This window comes from Nocardia sp. CC227C (assembly GCF_030767025.1).
Classification (GTDB): domain Bacteria; phylum Actinomycetota; class Actinomycetes; order Mycobacteriales; family Mycobacteriaceae; genus Nocardia.
Window position 1 is genome coordinate 1 of record NZ_JASITE010000024.1, and the last position, 17,832, is coordinate 17,832.

Genomic DNA, 17,832 nt, shown 5'->3' on the forward strand with positions numbered 1-17,832 from the left:
CAGGTCGAGCTCGTGTGATCATCAGGCGCTCCTCGTACAACCTCGTTTCCGAGGGGCTTCGCTGAACCTTTCGGCTCGGCGTCTCGGCCCCTGGTCGGTGTCCGTGTCGCTCTGACCTGGAATAAGTTACGTGTCCGCGAATGCAGTGTCAAATCGCCTGGTCAGAGGCCCAATTCTGCGTTCACGCGTTCGCCTTCTTGCATCCTGTCGCGTCGAACCGCTCGACAACTCGCGTATTAATGCGACCGGTCGCCTTTATTGCTGCCGGATCGACTCGGGAGCCATCCACTCAGTAGCGCAGGATCGCCGCGAACTCCGGTGCCTTCTCCCCCACCGGCCCGGTTATCTCGGTGCCCTCCAGCAGTCCCGCCAAGCGTTCCGACTCGACGAGATAGACGCTGCCGTCATCGGTGAGCGTGCGCACGGCGGCGGCCTCGGTCAGATCCGCGTCCGGATGAGCCGGGTCGGCCATCATGAGCACCGCGTCGGAGGAGACGTCGTACCACCCCGGCACGGTCGCGTCGGCCGCGAGCAACAGCGTGTCGACCCGGCCGCGATACGCGCTGCGCACCACATCGCCGATGGCGGTCACCGCCCGCGGACTGCCCTGGCCGATCAGTTCGGCCGCCCGGTGCAGCGCCTCGTCCCGGCTGCCGTCGAAGGCGGGCCGGACGATCTCGTACGCCCGCGCGTGCAGGTTCCCGTCGTCGAGGGCTTCCGGATTCGTCTCGACCGTGCCCGTGATCCGCCCGGACAGCCTCGGGTTCTTGCGGATGTGGCCCGTCAGTTCGGCGTCGCCGACGAGCACCAGCGGCAACCGGTCGTCGGCGATGCGTTGCGCGACGGCGGTGGCCACGGCTCCCGCGTACTGCTCGAGCCCCGCCTTGCGCCATTCGGGTGGGGCGTCACCGTAGACCTGGGTCCGGGCCGCGATCGGTCGACCGGTCCGCGGCCGCGACGCCGGGCTGCCCTGGATCGGACCCTGGTAGTCGTTCTCCCCCGCCGTCTCCGCGACATCGGCGGGAAACTCCACGTCGTGGTCCTCGTCCACGGTGTGCCGGGTGGCGTCTAACAGGCGGGCCGTATGCGCGGTCACGGCGAGGATATGGAAGCCGCCGTCCGCGGCGAACAGCGGCAGCAGCGGTTTGACCGAGAATTCCGGACCCACATGGGTCCGCGGCTCGAGGGACAGGGGCACCTTGTACACACGCAACCCGTCGGCATCGAGGAACAGCGCCAGTCCGTCGCTCTGGTGCTGCCAGAAGTCGTAGTCGTCGCGCAGCGCGGCGGCCGGGCACAGCAGCGCGTCCGCGTCGGCCGCGGACATACCGGCGGCGATGAGCTTCTCCCGCGCCTCATCCAGCAGGTCACGCAGGCGAATCGGGTCCTGCCTGGTCTCCCTGCCGCCCCGATGCGTCGGCAGGAAGATCGAGACACCGCGATCGGGCGCGGCCTCGATGAGCTGCGACAGATCCGAACGCGTCAACATCGGCAACCCCTCTGTACGTCGGTGGCGGAAGGAGGTGGGCGATGGCATCGCATCACCCACCATCGAGCTACCCGGCCTCGCGCGGCGGAAACCGACGCGTTGCCGGACGGCGGGGCGGTATTCGGCACGCGGGGTTCCGCTACGCGGTGGCGTCGTTCATTGCGCTGCCAGTCCACGCGGTGGCGTCGTCCACGCGGTGGCATCGCTATGTGATGGCGGCGTCGCGGGTATCGAGCGTGGCCCGCAGTGCTTCCCGGGTCGGCGTCGGCTCGATGCCGAACTCCTTGGTCGCGGCCGTTGAGTCCAGCACGAACGGGCGGTCGAACTGGTAGCGCAGTTCGCGGATCTCCCGAGCGTCGGCATCGAAGAGACCGGCGGCCCACAGCAGGGCCGACGGCATCCGGCGCACGCGCGCCGGCGACGCGCCCGCGAGAGTGGTGGCCAGCTCGGCGAGGGCGCGCACCGAGATCGGGTCCGCGGTGGGCACGTGCCAGGCCCGGCCCCAGGCCGACTCGTCAGCGGCCACCGCGACGAGGGTGCGGGCCACATCCTCGACGGCGGTCCAGCTGTGCGGGGCATCCGGGTCGCCGGGGAACAAGGCGGTCCGGCCCGCGGTGACGGCGGACAGGACGACCTCGGTGAACGTCGACTTCGCGCCCGCGCCGAGATAGTCGGACCCCCGCACCTCGGCGGTGCGGATGCGTCCCGCCCGGTGCGCCGCCAGCGCCGCCTCCCAGAGTTCGGCCCGCACCCTCCCCTTCGACGAATTGGGCCGCAGCGGTTGCGATTCGGTGACCGGACCGTCGAATTCGCCGTATCCGTACAGGTTTCCGGCGGTGACGAGCACCGCGCCGGAGGATTCCGCGGCGCCGATCGCGGCGGCGTTGAGCGGCGGGAAGTCGGTGGCCCACCGGGCGTACGGCAGTCCGGCGCACTGGTGGATCGCGGTCGCCCCCGCGCAGTGTTCCGCCAGCGCGGCGGCATCGGCCGCGTCGACGCGCAGGCGCCGGACGCGCGCATGCTCGGGTCCGGACCCGCTGCGAGTCAGCAGCCGGACCTCGTCACCCCGCTCGGCCAGCAGTAATGCGGTGGCCGCTCCCACGGGGCCGGCTCCGATGACGACGTGCAGGGACATGGGTCCTCGATCCTGTTCCACTGGCGTAACCACTCATGCGTGACACCACGACAGTAGAGCCGGAGCGGGTCGGACGCATCCCGCACGGCGGCAGTGGGGCCGAACGGCCCGAAGGCCGACCACCCGGTGGGTGATCGGCCTTCGGTTGTTCGAAACCCGTTGCCGGAAGGCAGGACTCAGAAGTCCATGCCGCCCATGCCGCCGGTCGGATCGGCGGCCGGGGCCGCCTTCTCCGGCTTGTCGGCGACGACGGCCTCGGTGGTGAGGAACAGGGCCGCGATGGAGGCCGCGTTCTGCAGCGCCGAGCGGGTGACCTTGACCGGGTCGGCGACGCCGGCGGCCAGCAGGTCGACGTACTCGCCCGAGTCGGCGTTCAGGCCGTGGCCCGCCGGGAGGTTCGAGACCTTCTCGGCGACGACGCCGGGCTCCAGGCCCGCGTTGAAGGCGATCTGCTTCAGGGGGGCGGACAGCGCGACGCGGACGATGTTCGCGCCGGTGGCCTCGTCACCCGACAGGGACAGACCGTCCAGGGCCGGAGCCGACTGCAGCAGGGCAACGCCACCACCGGCGACGATGCCCTCCTCGACGGCGGCCTTCGCGTTGCGGACGGCGTCCTCGATGCGGTGCTTGCGCTCCTTGAGCTCGACCTCGGTGGCCGCGCCCGCCTTGATCACCGCGACACCGCCGGCCAGCTTGGCCAGGCGCTCCTGCAGCTTCTCGCGGTCGTAGTCGGAGTCCGAGTTCTCGATCTCGGTGCGGATCTGCGCGACGCGGCCCTTGATGGCCTCCTCGTCGCCGGCGCCCTCGACGATGGTGGTCTCGTCCTTGGTGATGACGACCTTGCGGGCCTGGCCCAGCAGCTCCAGACCGGCGGTCTCCAGGGAGAGGCCGACCTCTTCGCTGATGACCTCGCCACCGGTGAGGATGGCGATATCGGCCAGCATGGCCTTGCGACGGTCACCGAAGCCCGGGGCCTTCACGGCGACGGACTTGAAGGTGCCGCGGATCTTGTTCACGACCAGGGTCGACAGGGCCTCGCCCTCGACGTCCTCGGCGATGATCAGCAGCGGCTTGCCGGCCTGGATGACTTTTTCGAGCAGAGGCAGGAGATCTTTGACGGTCGAGATCTTCGAGCCGACCAGCAGGATGTACGGATCCTCGAGGACCGCTTCCTGACGCTCCGGGTCGGTGACGAAGTAGCCCGAGATGTAGCCCTTGTCGAAGCGCATGCCCTCGGTCAGCTCCAGCTGGAGACCGAAGGTGTTGCTCTCCTCGACGGTGATGACGCCTTCCTTGCCGACCTTGTCCATGGCCTCGGCGATCAGCTCACCGATGGACGAGTCGCCCGCCGAGATACCGGCGGTGGCGGCGATCTGCTCCTTGGTCTCGACCTCCTTGGCGACGTCGAGCAGCTTGGCGGTGACGGCCTCGACGGCCTTCTCGATGCCGCGCTTCAGGCCCAGCGGGTTCGCGCCGGCCGCGACATTGCGCAGGCCCTCGCGCACCAGCGCCTGGGCGAGGACGGTCGCGGTGGTGGTGCCGTCACCCGCGACGTCGTCGGTCTTCTTGGCGACTTCCTTGACGAGCTCGGCGCCGATCTTCTCGTACGGATCCTCGAGCTCGATCTCCTTCGCGATCGAGACACCATCGTTGGTGATGGTGGGGGCGCCCCACTTCTTCTCGAGCACGACGTTGCGGCCCTTGGGGCCCAGCGTCACCTTGACAGCGTCCGCGAGGGCGTTCAGCCCCCGCTCGAGACCCCGGCGAGCCTCTTCGTCGTACGCAATTGTCTTGGCCATTGCGTTGAGATCCTCCAGATCAGGGGATTGACACGATCTGGCCAGGCTCGGTGCCCGCGACGGACGACCAGGGGATGTGTGAGTCCCGGCCTCACCGTTCTGACCTGGCACTCACAGGTCGCGAGTGCCAAAGCCCTTTTTAGCACTCACAGGTGTCGAGTGCAAGGTCAGCCGAGATCGATGGCCGGGTAGAGCGGGAAGCCCGCGAGCAGGTCCGCGGCCCGCTGCGAGATCTCCTCGGCGACCTTCGGTTCCAGCACGTGCTGCGCCTTGGACGGGACCCCCTTGCCGGTGGTGCCGGGTTCGGCGGCGGTGAGGACGCGGTCGATCAGAGCGGCGATCTCGTCCATCTCGGCCGCACCCAGGCCGCGGGTGGTCAGGGCGGGGGTGCCGATGCGGATACCCGAGGTGTACCAGGCGCCGTTGGGGTCGGACGGGATGGCGTTGCGGTTGGTGACGATGCCCGAATCGAGCAGGGCGGCCTCCGCCTGACGGCCGGTCAGACCGAAGGAGGACGCGACGTCGATGAGGTTGAGGTGATTGTCGGTGCCGCCGGTCACCAGGGTCGCGCCGCGACGCCCGAGGCCCTCTGCCAGCGCGCGGGCATTGTCGACGATGCGCTGGGCGTAGTCGCGGAACTCGGGGCGGCGGGCCTCGGCGAGCGCGACGGCCTTGGCCGCCATGACGTGCGGGAGCGGACCGCCCAGCACCATCGGGCAGCCGCGGTCGACCTGATCGCGCAGCGAGTCGTCGCACAGCACCATGCCGCCGCGCGGACCGCGCAGCGACTTGTGGGTGGTGGTCGTGACGATCTGGGCGTGCGGCACCGGGTCGAAATCACCGGTCAGCACCTTGCCCGCGACCAGACCGGCGAAATGCGCCATATCGACCATGAGCGTGGCGTCGACCTCGTCGGCGATCTCGCGCATGATGCGGAAGTTCACCAGCCGCGGATACGCGGAGTAGCCCGCCACGATGATCAGCGGCCGGAACTCGCGGGCGGTGGCGCGCACCGCCTCGTAGTCGAGCAGGCCGGTGGCCGGATCGGTGCCGTAGGAGCGCTGTTCGAACATCTTGCCCGAGATGTTCGGGCGGAAACCGTGAGTGAGATGCCCGCCCGCGTCCAGCGACATGCCGAGCATGCGCTGATTGCCGAACGCCCCGCGCAATGCGGCCCAATCGGCCTCGGACAGGTCGTTGACCTGCCGCACACCCACCCGTTCCAGCGCGGGAGCCTCCACCCGCTGCGCCAGAATCGACCAGAAGGCGACCAGATTGGCGTCGATTCCGGAATGCGGCTGCACATAGGCGTGCCGCGCGCCGAAGAGTTCCTTGGCGTGCTCGGCGGCCAGTGACTCGACGGTGTCCACATTGCGGCAGCCCGCGTAGAAGCGGCGGCCGATGGTGCCCTCGGCGTACTTGTCGCTGAACCAGTTGCCCATCGCCAGCAGGGTGGCCGGGGAGGCGTAGTTCTCCGACGCGATGAGCTTGAGCATCTCGCGCTGATCGTGGAGTTCCTGGCCGATGGCGTCGGCGACGCGCGGCTCGACGGCGCGGATGACGTCCAGTGCGGCGCGGTACGCCGTGGACTCCGGCGACAGGGACTCCGGGGACGGGGATTCCGGGGAAACGGGCTGCTGGGTCATGAGGGCCTCCGGGTCGGGTGGGAACGGTCACCGTGGCCCAGGCGCACGGCACTTCGTTCACAGGCCGCTCCCCGATGGTCGTTCCCATCCCAGCGCGCCAGTCACGGCCCGTCGGCAAGCCTACCCGGCCTGCCGCCGAACCTGGTCGGTACCTATTTCTTCGTCGCCATGATCGATTCGAGCAGGGCGGTGATATCCGCCTCGATGGACTCCTTGTCCAGGCCGAGGCCGGACAGCAGACCCGACCCGTCCTCAAGCTCCAGCATCGCCAGCAGGATGTGTTCGGTGCCGATGTAGTTGTGCCCCATGCGCAGCGCCTGCCGGAAGGTCAGCTCCAGCGACTTCTTGGCCTGCGCGTCGAAGGGCACCAGCGCGGGCACCTCCGCGCCCGACGGCGTCGGCACCGCGCCCTCGGCCACCCGGCGCACGGCGTCCACCGAGACGCCCTTGGCGATGATCGCCTGCACCGCGAGTCCGTCCGGCTCGCTGAGCAGGCCCAGCAGCAGATGCGCGGTGGTGATCTCGGCATTGCCGCGGGCGCGAGCCTCCTCCTGCGCGGCCACCACCACGGCGCGAGCGCGGGGGGTGAACTTGGCGAAGCCCGCATTGGGGTCCATGGTCGCGGCGTCGGCCGGGTCGCCGGGAGCCTTGGGGACGAAGCGTTTCTGAGCGGCCTGTTTGGTGACGCCCATACTGGCGCCGATATCGGTCCAGGATGCGCCGGAGCGGCGGGCCTGATCCACGAAGTGACCGATCAGGTGATCGGCGAGTTCGTCGAGATGCCCGCCGACGACGACCGCGTCGGTGAGCTGTTCCAGCACATTGTCGGGGCGGGCCTTCTTGATGCCGTCGATCAGATCATCGAGGCGGAGCGAGTGCGTCATGCGTCAACGATAGGTTGACTCAACCGAGTCAGTCAACCAATCGTTGACGATTTCGTCGATGGCGAACGCTCCGCTGCCATCGGCGATGTTCTCGCGGTGCGGTCCGGCACCGCCCGCCTGCTCACCGGAGGCGTGACCGAATCCGGGAGCGGCGGGCACTGGTGGCGGGTCCCGGCCGATCGCCCGGCTCGGGGTCGCCGTCGCCCCGCGGGTGCCGTTCGCGGTTACGGGCGGGCGGCGGAGGCGGCGAAGCGGACGATCGATTCCTTGACGCGGGCGGCGAGGCGGCCGGTGAGGACGCGGCGGGCGGGAGTGTCGTCGGGGTCGAGGAATTGGATGACGCCGTCTCGGCGGCCGAGGCTCAGGCATTGGAGCTGATAGCGGAATTTCAAGGGCGCGGGGGTGTTTCCGGCGATCGCGGCCGCGACCGAGGCGGCGGCGTGCTTGCCCGTCGGGAGGGCGGTGGCGCAGGCCATGCGGAGATCGCGGTCACCCGGGCCCGCGATGACGGCGGCATCGCCCGCGGCGTAGACGCCCGGGTGCGAGCGTGAGCGCAGGGTGGCGTCGGTCCGGACGCGGCCCCGGGGATCGACGGCCAGACCGGAGGCGGCGGCCAGGTCGGGGACCGCGAAACCGGTTGTCCACAACACGGTTTCGGCATCGAGGCGCTCGCCGTCGGCCAGCTCCAGGCCGGTGCCGGTGACCGCGACGACCTTGACGCCGGAACGGACCCGGACGCCGAGCCGATCCAGGACCGCCGCCACATGGGTCCGGGCGCGGTCGGAGAGCCATGCGGCGGGCTCCTCGGCCGACACCAGCGTGAGGTCGAGATCCGGATTCGCCTCGGCCAGTTCGGCGGCCACCTCGATACCGGTGGAACCGCCACCCACCACGGCCACCCGGCCGGTGAGCGCGGGTATGCGGGCGGTGTCCTCGGGTGTCGCCACGGTGTGGGCATACTCGGCGACGCCGGGCACGGTGCGGGTGTCGGCGACGCTGCCGAGGGCGTAGATCAGCGAGTCGTAAGCGATCTCCGCGCCGGTGTCCACACGCACCGTCCGGGCGTCGGCGTCGATCGTCGTGGCGCGGGCCCGCAGGAACTCGATGCCCTTGCGCTCCAGCCGTTCCCGCAGCTCCCAGCGCGGCACCGCCTGGCCCGCCAGCAGCTGGTGCAGGCGGACGCGTTCCACGAATTCGGCGCGGGGGTCGATCACCGTGACCCGCGCGGCGCGGATGCGCGCCGCCCGCTTGGCCGCGGACAGCCCCGCGTAGCCCGCGCCGAGTACGACGATGCGATGTGTTCCGGTCATGAGGGTGACTCCTTTCGAAGGGCCGACACCCTCCAGACCGGATAGCGGCGCGATCCCTGACAGTCCCGGACCGTGTGCCGCGTCACGTGCCTCGGCTAGGGCGACACCGGATCCGCACGCCGGAAATACGCCAGCTTGTCGGGGTTCAGCACGAGACGAAGGGCATGGATCCGCTCCTCGGACACATCCGCCCCGAGCACCAGCAGCACCACGCCGTCGACCCGAACCACCACGGCCGCGATGCCGTTCACCTCCTCGATGCCGATCGTCAGGCCCTCGATCTCCTGGGCCATCAGGCCGAGGATGTAGCGGGCCACCCGCGATGCGCCCACGATCGGCCGGCGCGCGGCGCTGACCTTGCCGCCGCCGTCGGCCACCGACACGATATCGGCGGCGAACAGGCTCTCCAGGGCGGCCACGTCACCGGAGCGGGCCGCGGCGAGGAAGCGGGACAACAACTCTCGCACCTGACCGGGGGCGGCGGCGAAGCGCGGCCGCTGCTCCCGCACCCGCTGGGCGGCGCGCCGGTAGAGCTGCTGCGAGTTGGCTTCGGTGAGCTCGAGCATCTCGGCGATCTCGCGGTGCGGATAGCCGAACGCCTCCCGCAGCACGAAGACCGCGCGCTCGGCGGGCGTCAACCGCTCCAACATGGTGAGGAAGGCCAGCGATACCAGCTCGCGCTGCTCCGCCGACTCCAGCGGACCGAGTTCCCCGCCCCCGGTGTGCACCGGCTCGGGAATCCACGGACCCACGTAGGTCTCGCGGCGGGCCCGTGCCGAATCCAGCCAGGTGCGGCACAGGTTCACCACCACGGTGGTGAGCCACGCCTCGGCGGCGCGGACGGCGGTGCGATCGGCGGCGTCCCAGCGCAGATACGTCTCCTGCACCGCGTCCTCGGCCTCGCTCGCCGACCCCAGCATGCGGTACGCGAGCGCGAACAGCCGCCCGCGCTGCCGCTCGAACTCCGCCAGCCCTTCGGCGTCCACGCGACCACCCACCTCACATCATCGATCGCATCCGGACATTACGCCCAGCCGCACGGCCGCGGCCGGAACGCGCCCGCCGCACCACGGGACCGGGACCGCCGCCGGGTGCGTCCCGCCGCGGTACCTCGATTCGGTCGACGCGGACGCGTCCCGAAGCGACCGCCGGGGCGTACTCGCCACCCGGCGCGGACGCCGACGAAGGATGCCGCCTCGCCACCGGTGCCGGGACGCACGGGTGCACAGCGACCCGCCCGGCGTGCGATGCCGACGGCGGATGGGCAGGTCGGCCGAAGTCCTACCGGCGCGACCGGGCAACACCCCCGCGCGGGCGGTTACTCCGCGGCGACCCGGATGGCAACGGCGACCGGGGTGTCGGTGTAGGAGCTGGCGAGGCAGGCGAGTTTGGCGGTGCCGAGGGCCATGTTGGGGCTGCCCTCCAGCTGGGAGCCGGGATGGGCGGCGAGGACCTGGTCGATGACCTCTTTCTGGGTGTCGTCGGTGAGGTCGCGGAACTGGCCGCAGGTGGTGTGCGCACCGTCGGCGGTGCTCTGCTTGGCCGCGGCCGGGGCGGTGGGTGCGGTCGCGGGCGGTTCCACGTAGGTGAAGGAGGTAGTGGTGGGTGCCGCGGTCGTCTCGGCCGCGGTCGTGGTGGACGTCGCCGCTCGGCCGAGTCCGCTCACATCACTCGATTCATCCGACCCACAGCCGGATAGTCCCAGCGCCAGCGCGCCGAACACGCAGGCGACAACCGACATTCGCTTCATACCGTGCTTTCCGAGCTCTCCGAGTGCAGTTCAGAACGCCGGACCTGCCCGACGCTCGCAGCAGCGTACCGGGTGGACGCTCCGCCCGGGAGGGGACCAGCGAACAGGACGGTCGCTACAGGTCACCGGCCATTCGCCGGCGAACAGGAGCCCGCCGCCGACCGCCGCCATTCCCGCGGCGTCATGCCGTACGCCGCGCGGAACCGGCGCGCGAAATGCGACGCGTCCCGGAAGCCCCACGCACTCGCGACGAGACCGATCGACCGATGCGCGTACTCGGGTCGCGCGAGATCGGCGCGCACCCGCTCCAGCCGCTCCGCGATGATCCACTGCTCCAGGCTGAGATCCGCTCCGGCACACAGCTTGTACAGGTAGCGCACCGAGATACTGTGCGCCCGGGCGATGGATTCCGCGCCCAACAGCGGATCGGCCAGATGATCTCGCACGTACTCGCGGATGCGGCCGAGCAGGAGCGCGGCCGGTACCGCACCCCCGTCACCGGCGGTGACACCGGCCGCCGAGGTCAGCAGCGCGCGGGCCAACTCCACTGTGGCACTGGCGGTTTCCCGCACCGCCAGATCGGCCGCGAGCGCCTCGGCGGAAGCCGCCAGCATCATGGTGTGTGCGCGGACCAGCGGATAGAGCGGACTGGCCGGAGCCCGGCGCATGGCGGTGCGGATCACCTCGAACGGCAGGGCCAGCGCATCCAGCGGCAGCAGCAGAGCCGTCAACCCGCGCTCCCGCCAGGCCAGTTCGTAGGGGGCATTGAGATCCAAGAGGCACAGTGCGCCCTCGGAAACCACCTCTGTCGTCGTGTCGCAGCGATGTTCGATGGCGGCCTGCCCCACGACGAAACCCAACGTCGGGGCCGGCTCACAGCGAACGTGCCGCTCGGTGCGCACCAGCCGCAGCGCGGAGCTGCGCGCCTGATACAGCCCGATACCGCCCAGCTCCCATGCCTCCAGATATGCGGACATCGGTCCGTCGGACTGTTCGGGCAGCACGTCTTGCGGACCGGCGATGGCCCGCACCGTCTCCCTCGCCCTCTCCACCCGCTGGTCCGGCTCTATGCCGTCGGTGTCGAGCAGCACTACCACGGTGAACCTCCGCGAACGAGCGTGGCGGTCCACACCGCCACCGGCCGATCGTGCACTGTGGGCCCAATACTGGGCGCGCACGGTCGATTATCGTTCGCGCGGTCGATCTAGGGTTGCGAAACCGGCTCCTTTGCTGGCTGGTGAGGAAAGACTCCCGCTCGCTGCTCGGATACGAATGTCGCGGGCAACCCCCCGGGGACCGCCTGTCGCACCCGCCGGACGACGTTGTCCACACCTGTGACACGCGGTCCCGCCCGCCGAGACCGCGAGCGGGAGACTCCTCGGTTCCTCGGCTGTCGTTCCTCGGGATGTCTCAGTTCAACCGGCTCCGCCAGTCCGCGGGCACACGGTCGCGGGGGCCCGGCACCGGCTGATCCGCCGGATGGTGTGTCGGCGCGGCCAGTTCCGGACCCTCGCCGTACATCTCACCGGTGGCGTAATTCCAGTACCAGTCCTCGCCCGGTTCGTAGCTCTGCACGAACGGGTGGCCGGTCGACCGGTAGTGCGCGGTGGCGTGCCGCGACGGCGAACTGTCGCAACAACCGACGTGACCGCACTGGGCACAGCGCCGCAGATGCACCCACCAGCCCTGCGCCGCATCGCATTCCACGCAGCCGGGGCCGCTGGGGGCGACCGCGGGATCGATGCCCTGGATCTGCTCCGACATCACTCACCTCCGGTTTCGGGTTGTGCCGCGGCGACCTCCGCACCCGTGGGCGGCGTCAGCGGCAGACGGACGATGAAACGGGTGTCGCCGGGTTCGGATACGACGCGGATATCGCCGCCGTGCTTGTTCACCACGATGCGGAAGGAGATGTCCAAGCCCAGGCCGGTGCCCTCGCCCACCGGTTTGGTGGTGAAGAACGGTTCGAAGATCCGGTGCTTGATCTCATCCGGCACCCCCGGCCCGGTGTCGCCGATTTCCACTACGGCGCAATCGTTCTCACGATATGTCCGCACCGTGAGCGTGCCCCGCCCCCGCATGGCGGCGATGGCGTTGTCGATCAGGTTGGTCCACACCTGATTCAGTTCGGCGGCGTAGCAGGGCACCGGCGGCAGGGCATGGTCGTACTCCTTGACCACCTCGATGTGGTCGCCGATCTTGCGGCCCAGCATGACCAGCGTGCTGTCGAGCAGTTCGTGGATGTCGACCACCTGGAACGGGGCGCGGTCCATCTGCGAGTACTGCTTGGCGGCGTTCACCAGCGACGAGATGCGCGTGGTGGAATCGGCGATCTCGTTCATGAGCAGCTCGGTCTCGACCGTGTAGTTGAGCCAGCGGATCGCGCCCTCGAACACGCCGTCGGAGCATTCGGTCAGGGTGCCGTGCACCTTCTCCAGCCAGTCGATGTCGAATCCGGCCTGCACGAAGGTGGGGGCGATATCCCAGCCGTCGGCGATGCCGTGGTCCGCCAGCCAGTCACCGAGTTCGTCCTCGCGGTCGGCGGCCTCCAGTGGGGTCAGGGTGGGAGCCTTGCCGACCTGCGCGGCCGCCTCCTCCTGCAACTGCACCAGCGACTCGAGCGTCTGGGAGTCGAATTTGCCGTGCGCCATCATCTTCAGCTTGTGCCGCATCCCGGCCACCCGCTCCCGCAGCGAGGAGGTGGCCCGCACGGCCGCCGCGGCGGGATTGTTCAGCTCGTGGGTCAGCCCCGCCGACAGCGAGCCGAGGGCGAGCAGCCGCTCCCGCTGGCCCACCCGCTCGTTGGCATTGCGGTTGCCGAAGAACACGCCCTCGAGCAGGTGCAGCGCCATGGGGAACCAGGTCTGGACCATGCGCGCGAAGGTGCCCGCGTCCAGCACGAAGAAGGTCGACGGCCGGGTGACATAGAAGGAGCCGGTGTAGTTCTGGTCGACCTTGTCGCCCATGTACGCCGACCACGCGCCCGCGTAGGAGCCGTGGTGGTCGGTGCGCACCAACTCGATCTCCTCGCCGCCCGACATCTTGGTCAGCACGACCTCGCCCTCCATGAGGACGTAGAAGCAGGTGGCCGGATCGCCCTCGCGGAACACCAGCCCCGGTTCGAAGCGTTCTACCCGGCCGTCTCGGCACAGCCACGCCAGCTGTTCGTCGTCGAGCTTCTCGAAGAGGAACAGCTCCTTCAATTCGTCGGGGTCGCAGATCAATCGGTCACCCATCGCGGCCTCCTACTGTTTCGCCAGGTAGCGGTGGACCAGCATGACGGCCATCGCGCCCTCGCCCACCGCCGAGGCCACCCGCTTCGCCGACTCCGACCGCACGTCGCCGGCGACGAACACCCCGGGCACGCTGGTCTCCAAATGCCCTGGGGGACGGGGTAGCTCCCATCCCGCGGGCCGTTCGCCTTCCACCATCAGGTCGGGTCCGGCCACCACGTAACCGGCGGTGTCGCGGGTGACGGTGCCGTCGAGCCAATCGGTTTCCGGTGCGGCGCCGATGAACAGGAACAGCCGTTCCGCGTCGACCTTCTCCTCCACCCCGGTGGTGTTGTCGCGCAGCACGATCCGTTCCAGGTGGTCGTCGCCGTCGGCGGACACCACCTCGGTGCGGGTGTGCACCCTGATATTCGGGATCTGCTCGATCTGCTGGATCAGGTAGTGCGACATGGACGCCTCCAGCGACGCCGCCCGCACCAGGATGTGCACGGTGCGGGCGTTGCGTGCCAGGAACACCGCCGCCTGGCCCGCCGAATTCGCGCCGCCCACGATGTAGACGTCGCGGTCGGCGCAGTCGGCCGCCTCGGTCATGGCCGAGCCGTAGTACACGCCGCGGCCGGTGAAGTCGTCCACGCCGGGGGCGGGATGGTGCCGGTAGTTCACGCCCGTGGCGATGAGCACCGCGTGCCCGGCGATGTGCCCGCCGTCGGCGAACTTCACCACCCGCGCCGAACCGCAGGCCTCCAGCGAGTGCACCTCACGGGCGGTCACCAGTTCGGCGCCGAACTTGACGGCCTGCCGTCGCGCCCGATCGGCCAGCTGCGCGCCCGAGAGTCCGTCCGGGAAGCCCAGGTAGTTCTCGATGCGCGAGCTCTGTCCGGCCTGGCCGCCGGTGGCGGTGCGCTCCACCAGCACCGTGCGCAGGCCCTCGGACGCGCCGTAGACGGCCGCGCCGAGACCGGCCGGGCCGCCGCCGACCACGATGAGGTCGTAGAACTCGCCGGATGGGTCGGTATTCAGGCCCACGCTCGCTGCCAGCTGCGCGTCGCTCGGTTCCAGCAGCGCCTCACCGGCCGGATTGATGACGACCGGGCACTGGTCCTCGGTGGCCCCGGCCGCCGCCAGCAGGCGCGACCCCTCCGGTTCGTCGGCCAGATACCAGCGATACGGCAGCTGATTGCGCGCCAGGAACTCCCGCACCTGCGAACAGCGCGCCGACCAGCGGTGGCCGACCACCTTGGTCTCGGTGACCGGCCGGTGGATGTCGCCGCGCCACGCCTCCAGCAGGGCGTCGATCACCGGGTAGAGCTTCTCCTCCGGTGGATCCCAGGGCTTGAGCAGGTAGTGGTCGAGATCGACCACATTGATGGCTTCGATGGCGGCATTGGTGTCGGCGTAGGCGGTGAGCAGCACGCGCCGAGCGTGCGGATGCAGGTCCATGGCCTGCTCGAGGAATTCGATGCCGTCCATACCCGGCATGCGGTAGTCGGCGATGAGGACGGCGACCGGCTGACCGCGCAGCTTCATCTCCCGCAGCGCGTCGAGCGCGGCCGCCCCCGACTCCGCCCGCAGGATCCGGTACTCCGCCCCGTAGCGGCGACGCAGATCGCGAACCACCGCGCGCGAGACGCCCGGATCGTCGTCCACGCTGAGAATGGCCGGTTTCACGGCAGCAGGTGAGGTCACCTAACGAGTATGGATGGCACGGTCGAATACGGCCGAGTTGTTCACCACGGGCTCAAATCCGGTGCTGATGCACGAGATCCAGCTCGGACTGGGTGAGCAGTCGTTCCAGTCGCTCCTCGTTCGGCGGCTTGGACCGGGGCGCGGGCGCGGATCGCGCTTGTTCGTCGTCGGGGTTGGGAAGCAGGGGGACCCCCTTGTGTGCCTGCCTGCGATGAAGAAGCGAGCGCAGATTCACGGCCGATCACCTCACGTTTCGTTCGGGAAGCTGGAGGCAGTGTCTTGCTTCGTCTATAGGACATTGTGCGCTGGCTATTACGGGTGTCGCCGCCACCGCACCGGAATGTGATCTAGTTGATTTTCAGTGTTCGGCCACATGTTCGATTGCGTTCGCCACAGCATCGGGCTCTAGGATTGCTGATACCCCTCGTTACATCTCCCGGAGGCAGCGTTGCCGAAGAATCTCGAAGCCACCATCGACATCGCCGCGTCACCGGACACGGTCTGGGCCGTCGTCTCGGATCTGAAGCGGATGCCGGAGTTCAGCCCGCAGTGCGTGCGCATGCAGCCGATCGGCGGGATCAAGACCGGCACCTGGACCATCAATATCAATCGGGACGGCAACAAGTTCTGGCCGACCACCTCCCGGGTGGTCCGCTACGAGCCGAATCGCGCCATCGCCTTCAAGGTCAACGAGAACCGCACCATCTGGAGCTTCACCCTCGAACCCACCGACACCGGCACCCGGCTCGTCCAGCGGCGCGACTGCCCGAACGGCACCACCTGGTTCTCCCGCACCTCCATCAATGCCGCCATGGGCGGTGAACAGCCTTTCGAGGAGGCGCTGGTGCGCGGCATGAACGAAACCCTCGGCAAAATCAAGAACACTGTCGAGCGCTGACAGTCGCGTTTCTACCGGCGCGACGGCCGCGCGATGCGTAGGTTCGCTGCCATGCGACGAATGACAGGCATCTGCGCCGCGGCCACCGGCGTCGCGCTGCTGCTCACCGGCTGCGGCAGCGCGGGATCCGACCACGACCGCGACGTCACGGTCGTGGGTACCGGGCAGGTTCGCGGCGCGCCCGACGTGCTGAACGCCGATCTCGGCGCGCAGGTGAAGGCGGGCGACGTCTCCGCCGCCGTGGACGGCGTGAACGCCAAGGCGAAGGCCATGACCGACGCCATGGTGGAAGCGGGGGTGGCACGCGAGGACATCCAGACCAGCGAGCTGTCGGTACAGCCGGAGTACGGATCCGAAGGCCGCGTCATCACCGGATACCGCGCCACCAATTCCGTGCACGTCGTGGTGCGCGACCTCGACAAGGCCTCGGCCGTGCTCGACGCGGGGGTCGATGCCGGGGGCAACGACACTCGCATCAGCAATGTGTCGTTCGATCTGTCGGACAACACCGAACTGCTCGAGGACGCCCGGGCCCGCGCGTTCGCCGACGCCAAATCCCGCGCCCAGCAGTACGCCGACCTGGCCGGACTGAAACTCGGCGACGTCGAGACGATCACCGAGGACAGCAGCGCCAACTACCCGCCGGGACCGATGCGGGCGGATGCGGCGTCGCCGGAATTCAGCCTGGAACCGGGCCAGCAGACGGTGACGTTCACCGTGAACGTCACCTGGAACCTGAAGTAGGCCCGAATCCGATCCACCGCGGAGTCGACCGCGAGGGAACCTGCCGCCGGGGGTTCGGGTGCGGGGCACCCGAACACTCCTATTTCCAGTCGGGCAGCGTCACGACCTGCGCGGCGTAGGACAGGCCCGCGCCGAAGGCGATGAGCAGGGCGGTGCCGCCCGGCTTGGCGTCGCCGTTGCGCAACAGCTGCTCCATGGCCAGCGGGATCGAGGCGGCCGAGGTATTGCCGGTCTCGGAGATGTCATTGGCCAGCGCGCAGCTCTCCGGCAGCTTCAGCACCCGCGCCATGATCTCGATGATCCGGCCGTTGGCCTGGTGCGGGATCATGGCGTCCAGTTCGTCGACGGTGATTCCGGCGGCCTCCACCGCGTCGCGGCACACCTTCTCCAGGGAGTGCGCGGCCCAGCGGAACACGGCCGTCCCCTCCATCGCGAGGTACGGGCGCACCGCGTCGGTGCCCTGCTCGTCGATCTCGCGGAAGAACTCGATCCAGTCCTTGTCCTGGCGGATGGCGTGGTGCTGGGTGCCGTCCGAACCCCAGATCGTGGGCGCGATGCCGGGCTCCTCGGACGGACCGACCACCACCGCGCCCGCGCCGTCGGCGAACAGGAAGGCGGTGCCCCGATCCTTGGGGTTGACGGTGTCGGTGAGCTTCTCGACGCCGACCACCAGCACGTGCCGCGCGGTACCGCCCTTGACCAGATCCGACGCCATGGCCAGTGCGTGGCAGAACCCGGCGCATCCGGCGGAGACGTCGAAGGCGGCGGCCCCGGTGATGCCGAGTTCGGTGGCGACCTGCGGGGCGGCGGCCGGGGTGAGCAGCAGCCAGGTGGAGGTGGCGACGATGACGCAGTCGATCTCGGCGGCCTCGATCTCGGCGGCCTCGATGGCGTCGCGGCCGGCCGCCACGCTCATGCTCTTGACCGTCTCGTCATCCCCGGCGAAACGGCGGGTCTTGATGCCCGAGCGGGTGCGAATCCAGTCGTCACTGGAGTCGATCGGTCCCGCGACCTCGTCGTTGGTGACGACCCGAGCCGGGCGATAGACGCCGAGCCCAAGGATCGCGGTGTGCTCCGCCCCTCGAATCGAGGCAAGTCGGGCCGCCATATTCTTCCCCTTTGTACTGCGCGTCGAGCTGTCCTTCATCCGGTCCCCCACGGTCATGGCCTACACGACGCCGTAGACATGAGGCTTCCTCATATTAATCGGAACATAGTCCTCCGCGAGTGCGTATTCTCACAATCGAGGGGTATTGCC

The 17,832-nt window shown here is 69.4% G+C and carries 16 protein-coding genes and 1 riboswitch; of the genes, 2 read left to right on the forward strand and 14 right to left on the reverse strand.

All coding sequences use genetic code 11. From position 1 onward, the window contains the following. Positions 1–289: 289 nt before the first annotated feature. The 13 genes from QMO76_RS32090 to QMO76_RS32150 form a co-directional block, all read right to left on the reverse strand. Positions 290–1,489, reverse strand: coding sequence for a hypothetical protein (locus QMO76_RS32090; RefSeq protein WP_306365116.1), 1,200 nt, complete (start codon positions 1,487–1,489; stop codon positions 290–292). A gap of 205 nt (positions 1,490–1,694) precedes the next feature. Next, positions 1,695–2,624, reverse strand: a complete 930-nt coding sequence (locus tag QMO76_RS32095) for an NAD-dependent epimerase/dehydratase family protein (protein WP_306365117.1) — start codon at positions 2,622–2,624, stop codon at positions 1,695–1,697. A 176-nt stretch (positions 2,625–2,800) separates the two neighbouring features. Beyond that, positions 2,801–4,423, reverse strand: coding sequence for a chaperonin GroEL (groL, locus tag QMO76_RS32100; protein WP_306365118.1), 1,623 nt, complete (start codon positions 4,421–4,423; stop codon positions 2,801–2,803). A gap of 167 nt (positions 4,424–4,590) precedes the next feature. Then, positions 4,591–6,069, reverse strand: a complete 1,479-nt coding sequence (locus tag QMO76_RS32105) for a glycine hydroxymethyltransferase (protein ID WP_306365119.1) — start codon at positions 6,067–6,069, stop codon at positions 4,591–4,593. Positions 6,070–6,097: 28 nt separating this feature from the next. Then, a riboswitch (ZMP/ZTP riboswitch) is annotated at positions 6,098–6,184 on the reverse strand. Between the two features lie 37 nt (positions 6,185–6,221). Then, positions 6,222–6,953, reverse strand: a complete 732-nt coding sequence (locus QMO76_RS32110; RefSeq protein WP_306365120.1) for a Clp protease N-terminal domain-containing protein — start codon at positions 6,951–6,953, stop codon at positions 6,222–6,224. 224 nt (positions 6,954–7,177) lie between these two features. After that, on the reverse strand, positions 7,178–8,263 hold the full coding sequence (locus QMO76_RS32115; RefSeq protein WP_306365121.1) for an NAD(P)/FAD-dependent oxidoreductase: 1,086 nt from the start codon (positions 8,261–8,263) through the stop codon (positions 7,178–7,180). A gap of 95 nt (positions 8,264–8,358) precedes the next feature. Then, complete coding sequence (locus tag QMO76_RS32120) at positions 8,359–9,249, reverse strand: RNA polymerase sigma-70 factor (RefSeq protein ID WP_306365122.1); 891 nt, start codon at positions 9,247–9,249, stop codon at positions 8,359–8,361. Positions 9,250–9,581: 332 nt separating this feature from the next. Further along, a complete protein-coding gene (locus QMO76_RS32125; RefSeq protein ID WP_306365123.1) occupies positions 9,582–10,013 on the reverse strand; it encodes a hypothetical protein in 432 nt (143 codons plus the stop codon). A 122-nt stretch (positions 10,014–10,135) separates the two neighbouring features. Beyond that, positions 10,136–11,110: a helix-turn-helix domain-containing protein gene (locus QMO76_RS32130; RefSeq protein ID WP_306365124.1), complete on the reverse strand. Its 975-nt coding sequence runs from the start codon at positions 11,108–11,110 to the stop codon at positions 10,136–10,138. 313 nt (positions 11,111–11,423) lie between these two features. Beyond that, positions 11,424–11,777, reverse strand: coding sequence for a UBP-type zinc finger domain-containing protein (locus QMO76_RS32135; RefSeq protein ID WP_029932947.1), 354 nt, complete (start codon positions 11,775–11,777; stop codon positions 11,424–11,426). Next, on the reverse strand, positions 11,777–13,249 hold the full coding sequence (locus QMO76_RS32140; protein ID WP_306365125.1) for an ATP-binding protein: 1,473 nt from the start codon (positions 13,247–13,249) through the stop codon (positions 11,777–11,779). The genes QMO76_RS32135 and QMO76_RS32140 overlap by 1 nt, the downstream gene beginning before the upstream one ends. Before the next feature lie 9 nt (positions 13,250–13,258). Then, positions 13,259–14,932 (reverse strand): FAD-dependent oxidoreductase, encoded by a 1,674-nt coding sequence (locus tag QMO76_RS32145; RefSeq protein WP_306365126.1) that lies wholly within the window; start codon positions 14,930–14,932, stop codon positions 13,259–13,261. A 52-nt stretch (positions 14,933–14,984) separates the two neighbouring features. Beyond that, a complete protein-coding gene (locus tag QMO76_RS32150; RefSeq protein ID WP_306365127.1) occupies positions 14,985–15,167 on the reverse strand; it encodes a hypothetical protein in 183 nt (60 codons plus the stop codon). 213 nt (positions 15,168–15,380) lie between these two features. On the opposite strand from QMO76_RS32150, the gene QMO76_RS32155 reads away from it, so the two are divergent. Next, complete coding sequence (locus QMO76_RS32155; protein WP_306365128.1) at positions 15,381–15,830, forward strand: SRPBCC family protein; 450 nt, start codon at positions 15,381–15,383, stop codon at positions 15,828–15,830. A gap of 51 nt (positions 15,831–15,881) precedes the next feature. Further along, positions 15,882–16,574, forward strand: a complete 693-nt coding sequence (locus QMO76_RS32160) for an SIMPL domain-containing protein (protein WP_372342133.1) — start codon at positions 15,882–15,884, stop codon at positions 16,572–16,574. Positions 16,575–16,653: 79 nt separating this feature from the next. Here QMO76_RS32160 and QMO76_RS32165 read toward each other — a convergent pair whose 3' ends face one another. Further along, positions 16,654–17,682: a beta-ketoacyl-ACP synthase III gene (locus tag QMO76_RS32165; protein WP_306365130.1), complete on the reverse strand. Its 1,029-nt coding sequence runs from the start codon at positions 17,680–17,682 to the stop codon at positions 16,654–16,656. Positions 17,683–17,832: the final 150 nt, after the last annotated feature.

Coding starts and splice junctions, on each gene's coding strand:
- QMO76_RS32095 (WP_306365117.1), bottom strand. CDS start 2,624: ATGTCCCTGCACGTCGTCATCGGAGCCGGCCCCGTGGGAGCGGCCACC.
- QMO76_RS32140 (WP_306365125.1), bottom strand. CDS start 13,249: ATGGGTGACCGATTGATCTGCGACCCCGACGAATTGAAGGAGCTGTTC.
- QMO76_RS32090 (WP_306365116.1), bottom strand. CDS start 1,489: ATGTTGACGCGTTCGGATCTGTCGCAGCTCATCGAGGCCGCGCCCGAT.
- QMO76_RS32105 (WP_306365119.1), bottom strand. CDS start 6,069: ATGACCCAGCAGCCCGTTTCCCCGGAATCCCCGTCCCCGGAGTCCCTG.
- QMO76_RS32115 (WP_306365121.1), bottom strand. CDS start 8,263: ATGACCGGAACACATCGCATCGTCGTACTCGGCGCGGGCTACGCGGGG.
- groL (WP_306365118.1), bottom strand. CDS start 4,423: ATGGCCAAGACAATTGCGTACGACGAAGAGGCTCGCCGGGGTCTCGAG.
- QMO76_RS32125 (WP_306365123.1), bottom strand. CDS start 10,013: ATGAAGCGAATGTCGGTTGTCGCCTGCGTGTTCGGCGCGCTGGCGCTG.
- QMO76_RS32110 (WP_306365120.1), bottom strand. CDS start 6,953: ATGACGCACTCGCTCCGCCTCGATGATCTGATCGACGGCATCAAGAAG.
- QMO76_RS32135 (WP_029932947.1), bottom strand. CDS start 11,777: ATGTCGGAGCAGATCCAGGGCATCGATCCCGCGGTCGCCCCCAGCGGC.
- QMO76_RS32160 (WP_372342133.1), top strand. CDS start 15,882: ATGCGACGAATGACAGGCATCTGCGCCGCGGCCACCGGCGTCGCGCTG.
- QMO76_RS32165 (WP_306365130.1), bottom strand. CDS start 17,682: ATGGCGGCCCGACTTGCCTCGATTCGAGGGGCGGAGCACACCGCGATC.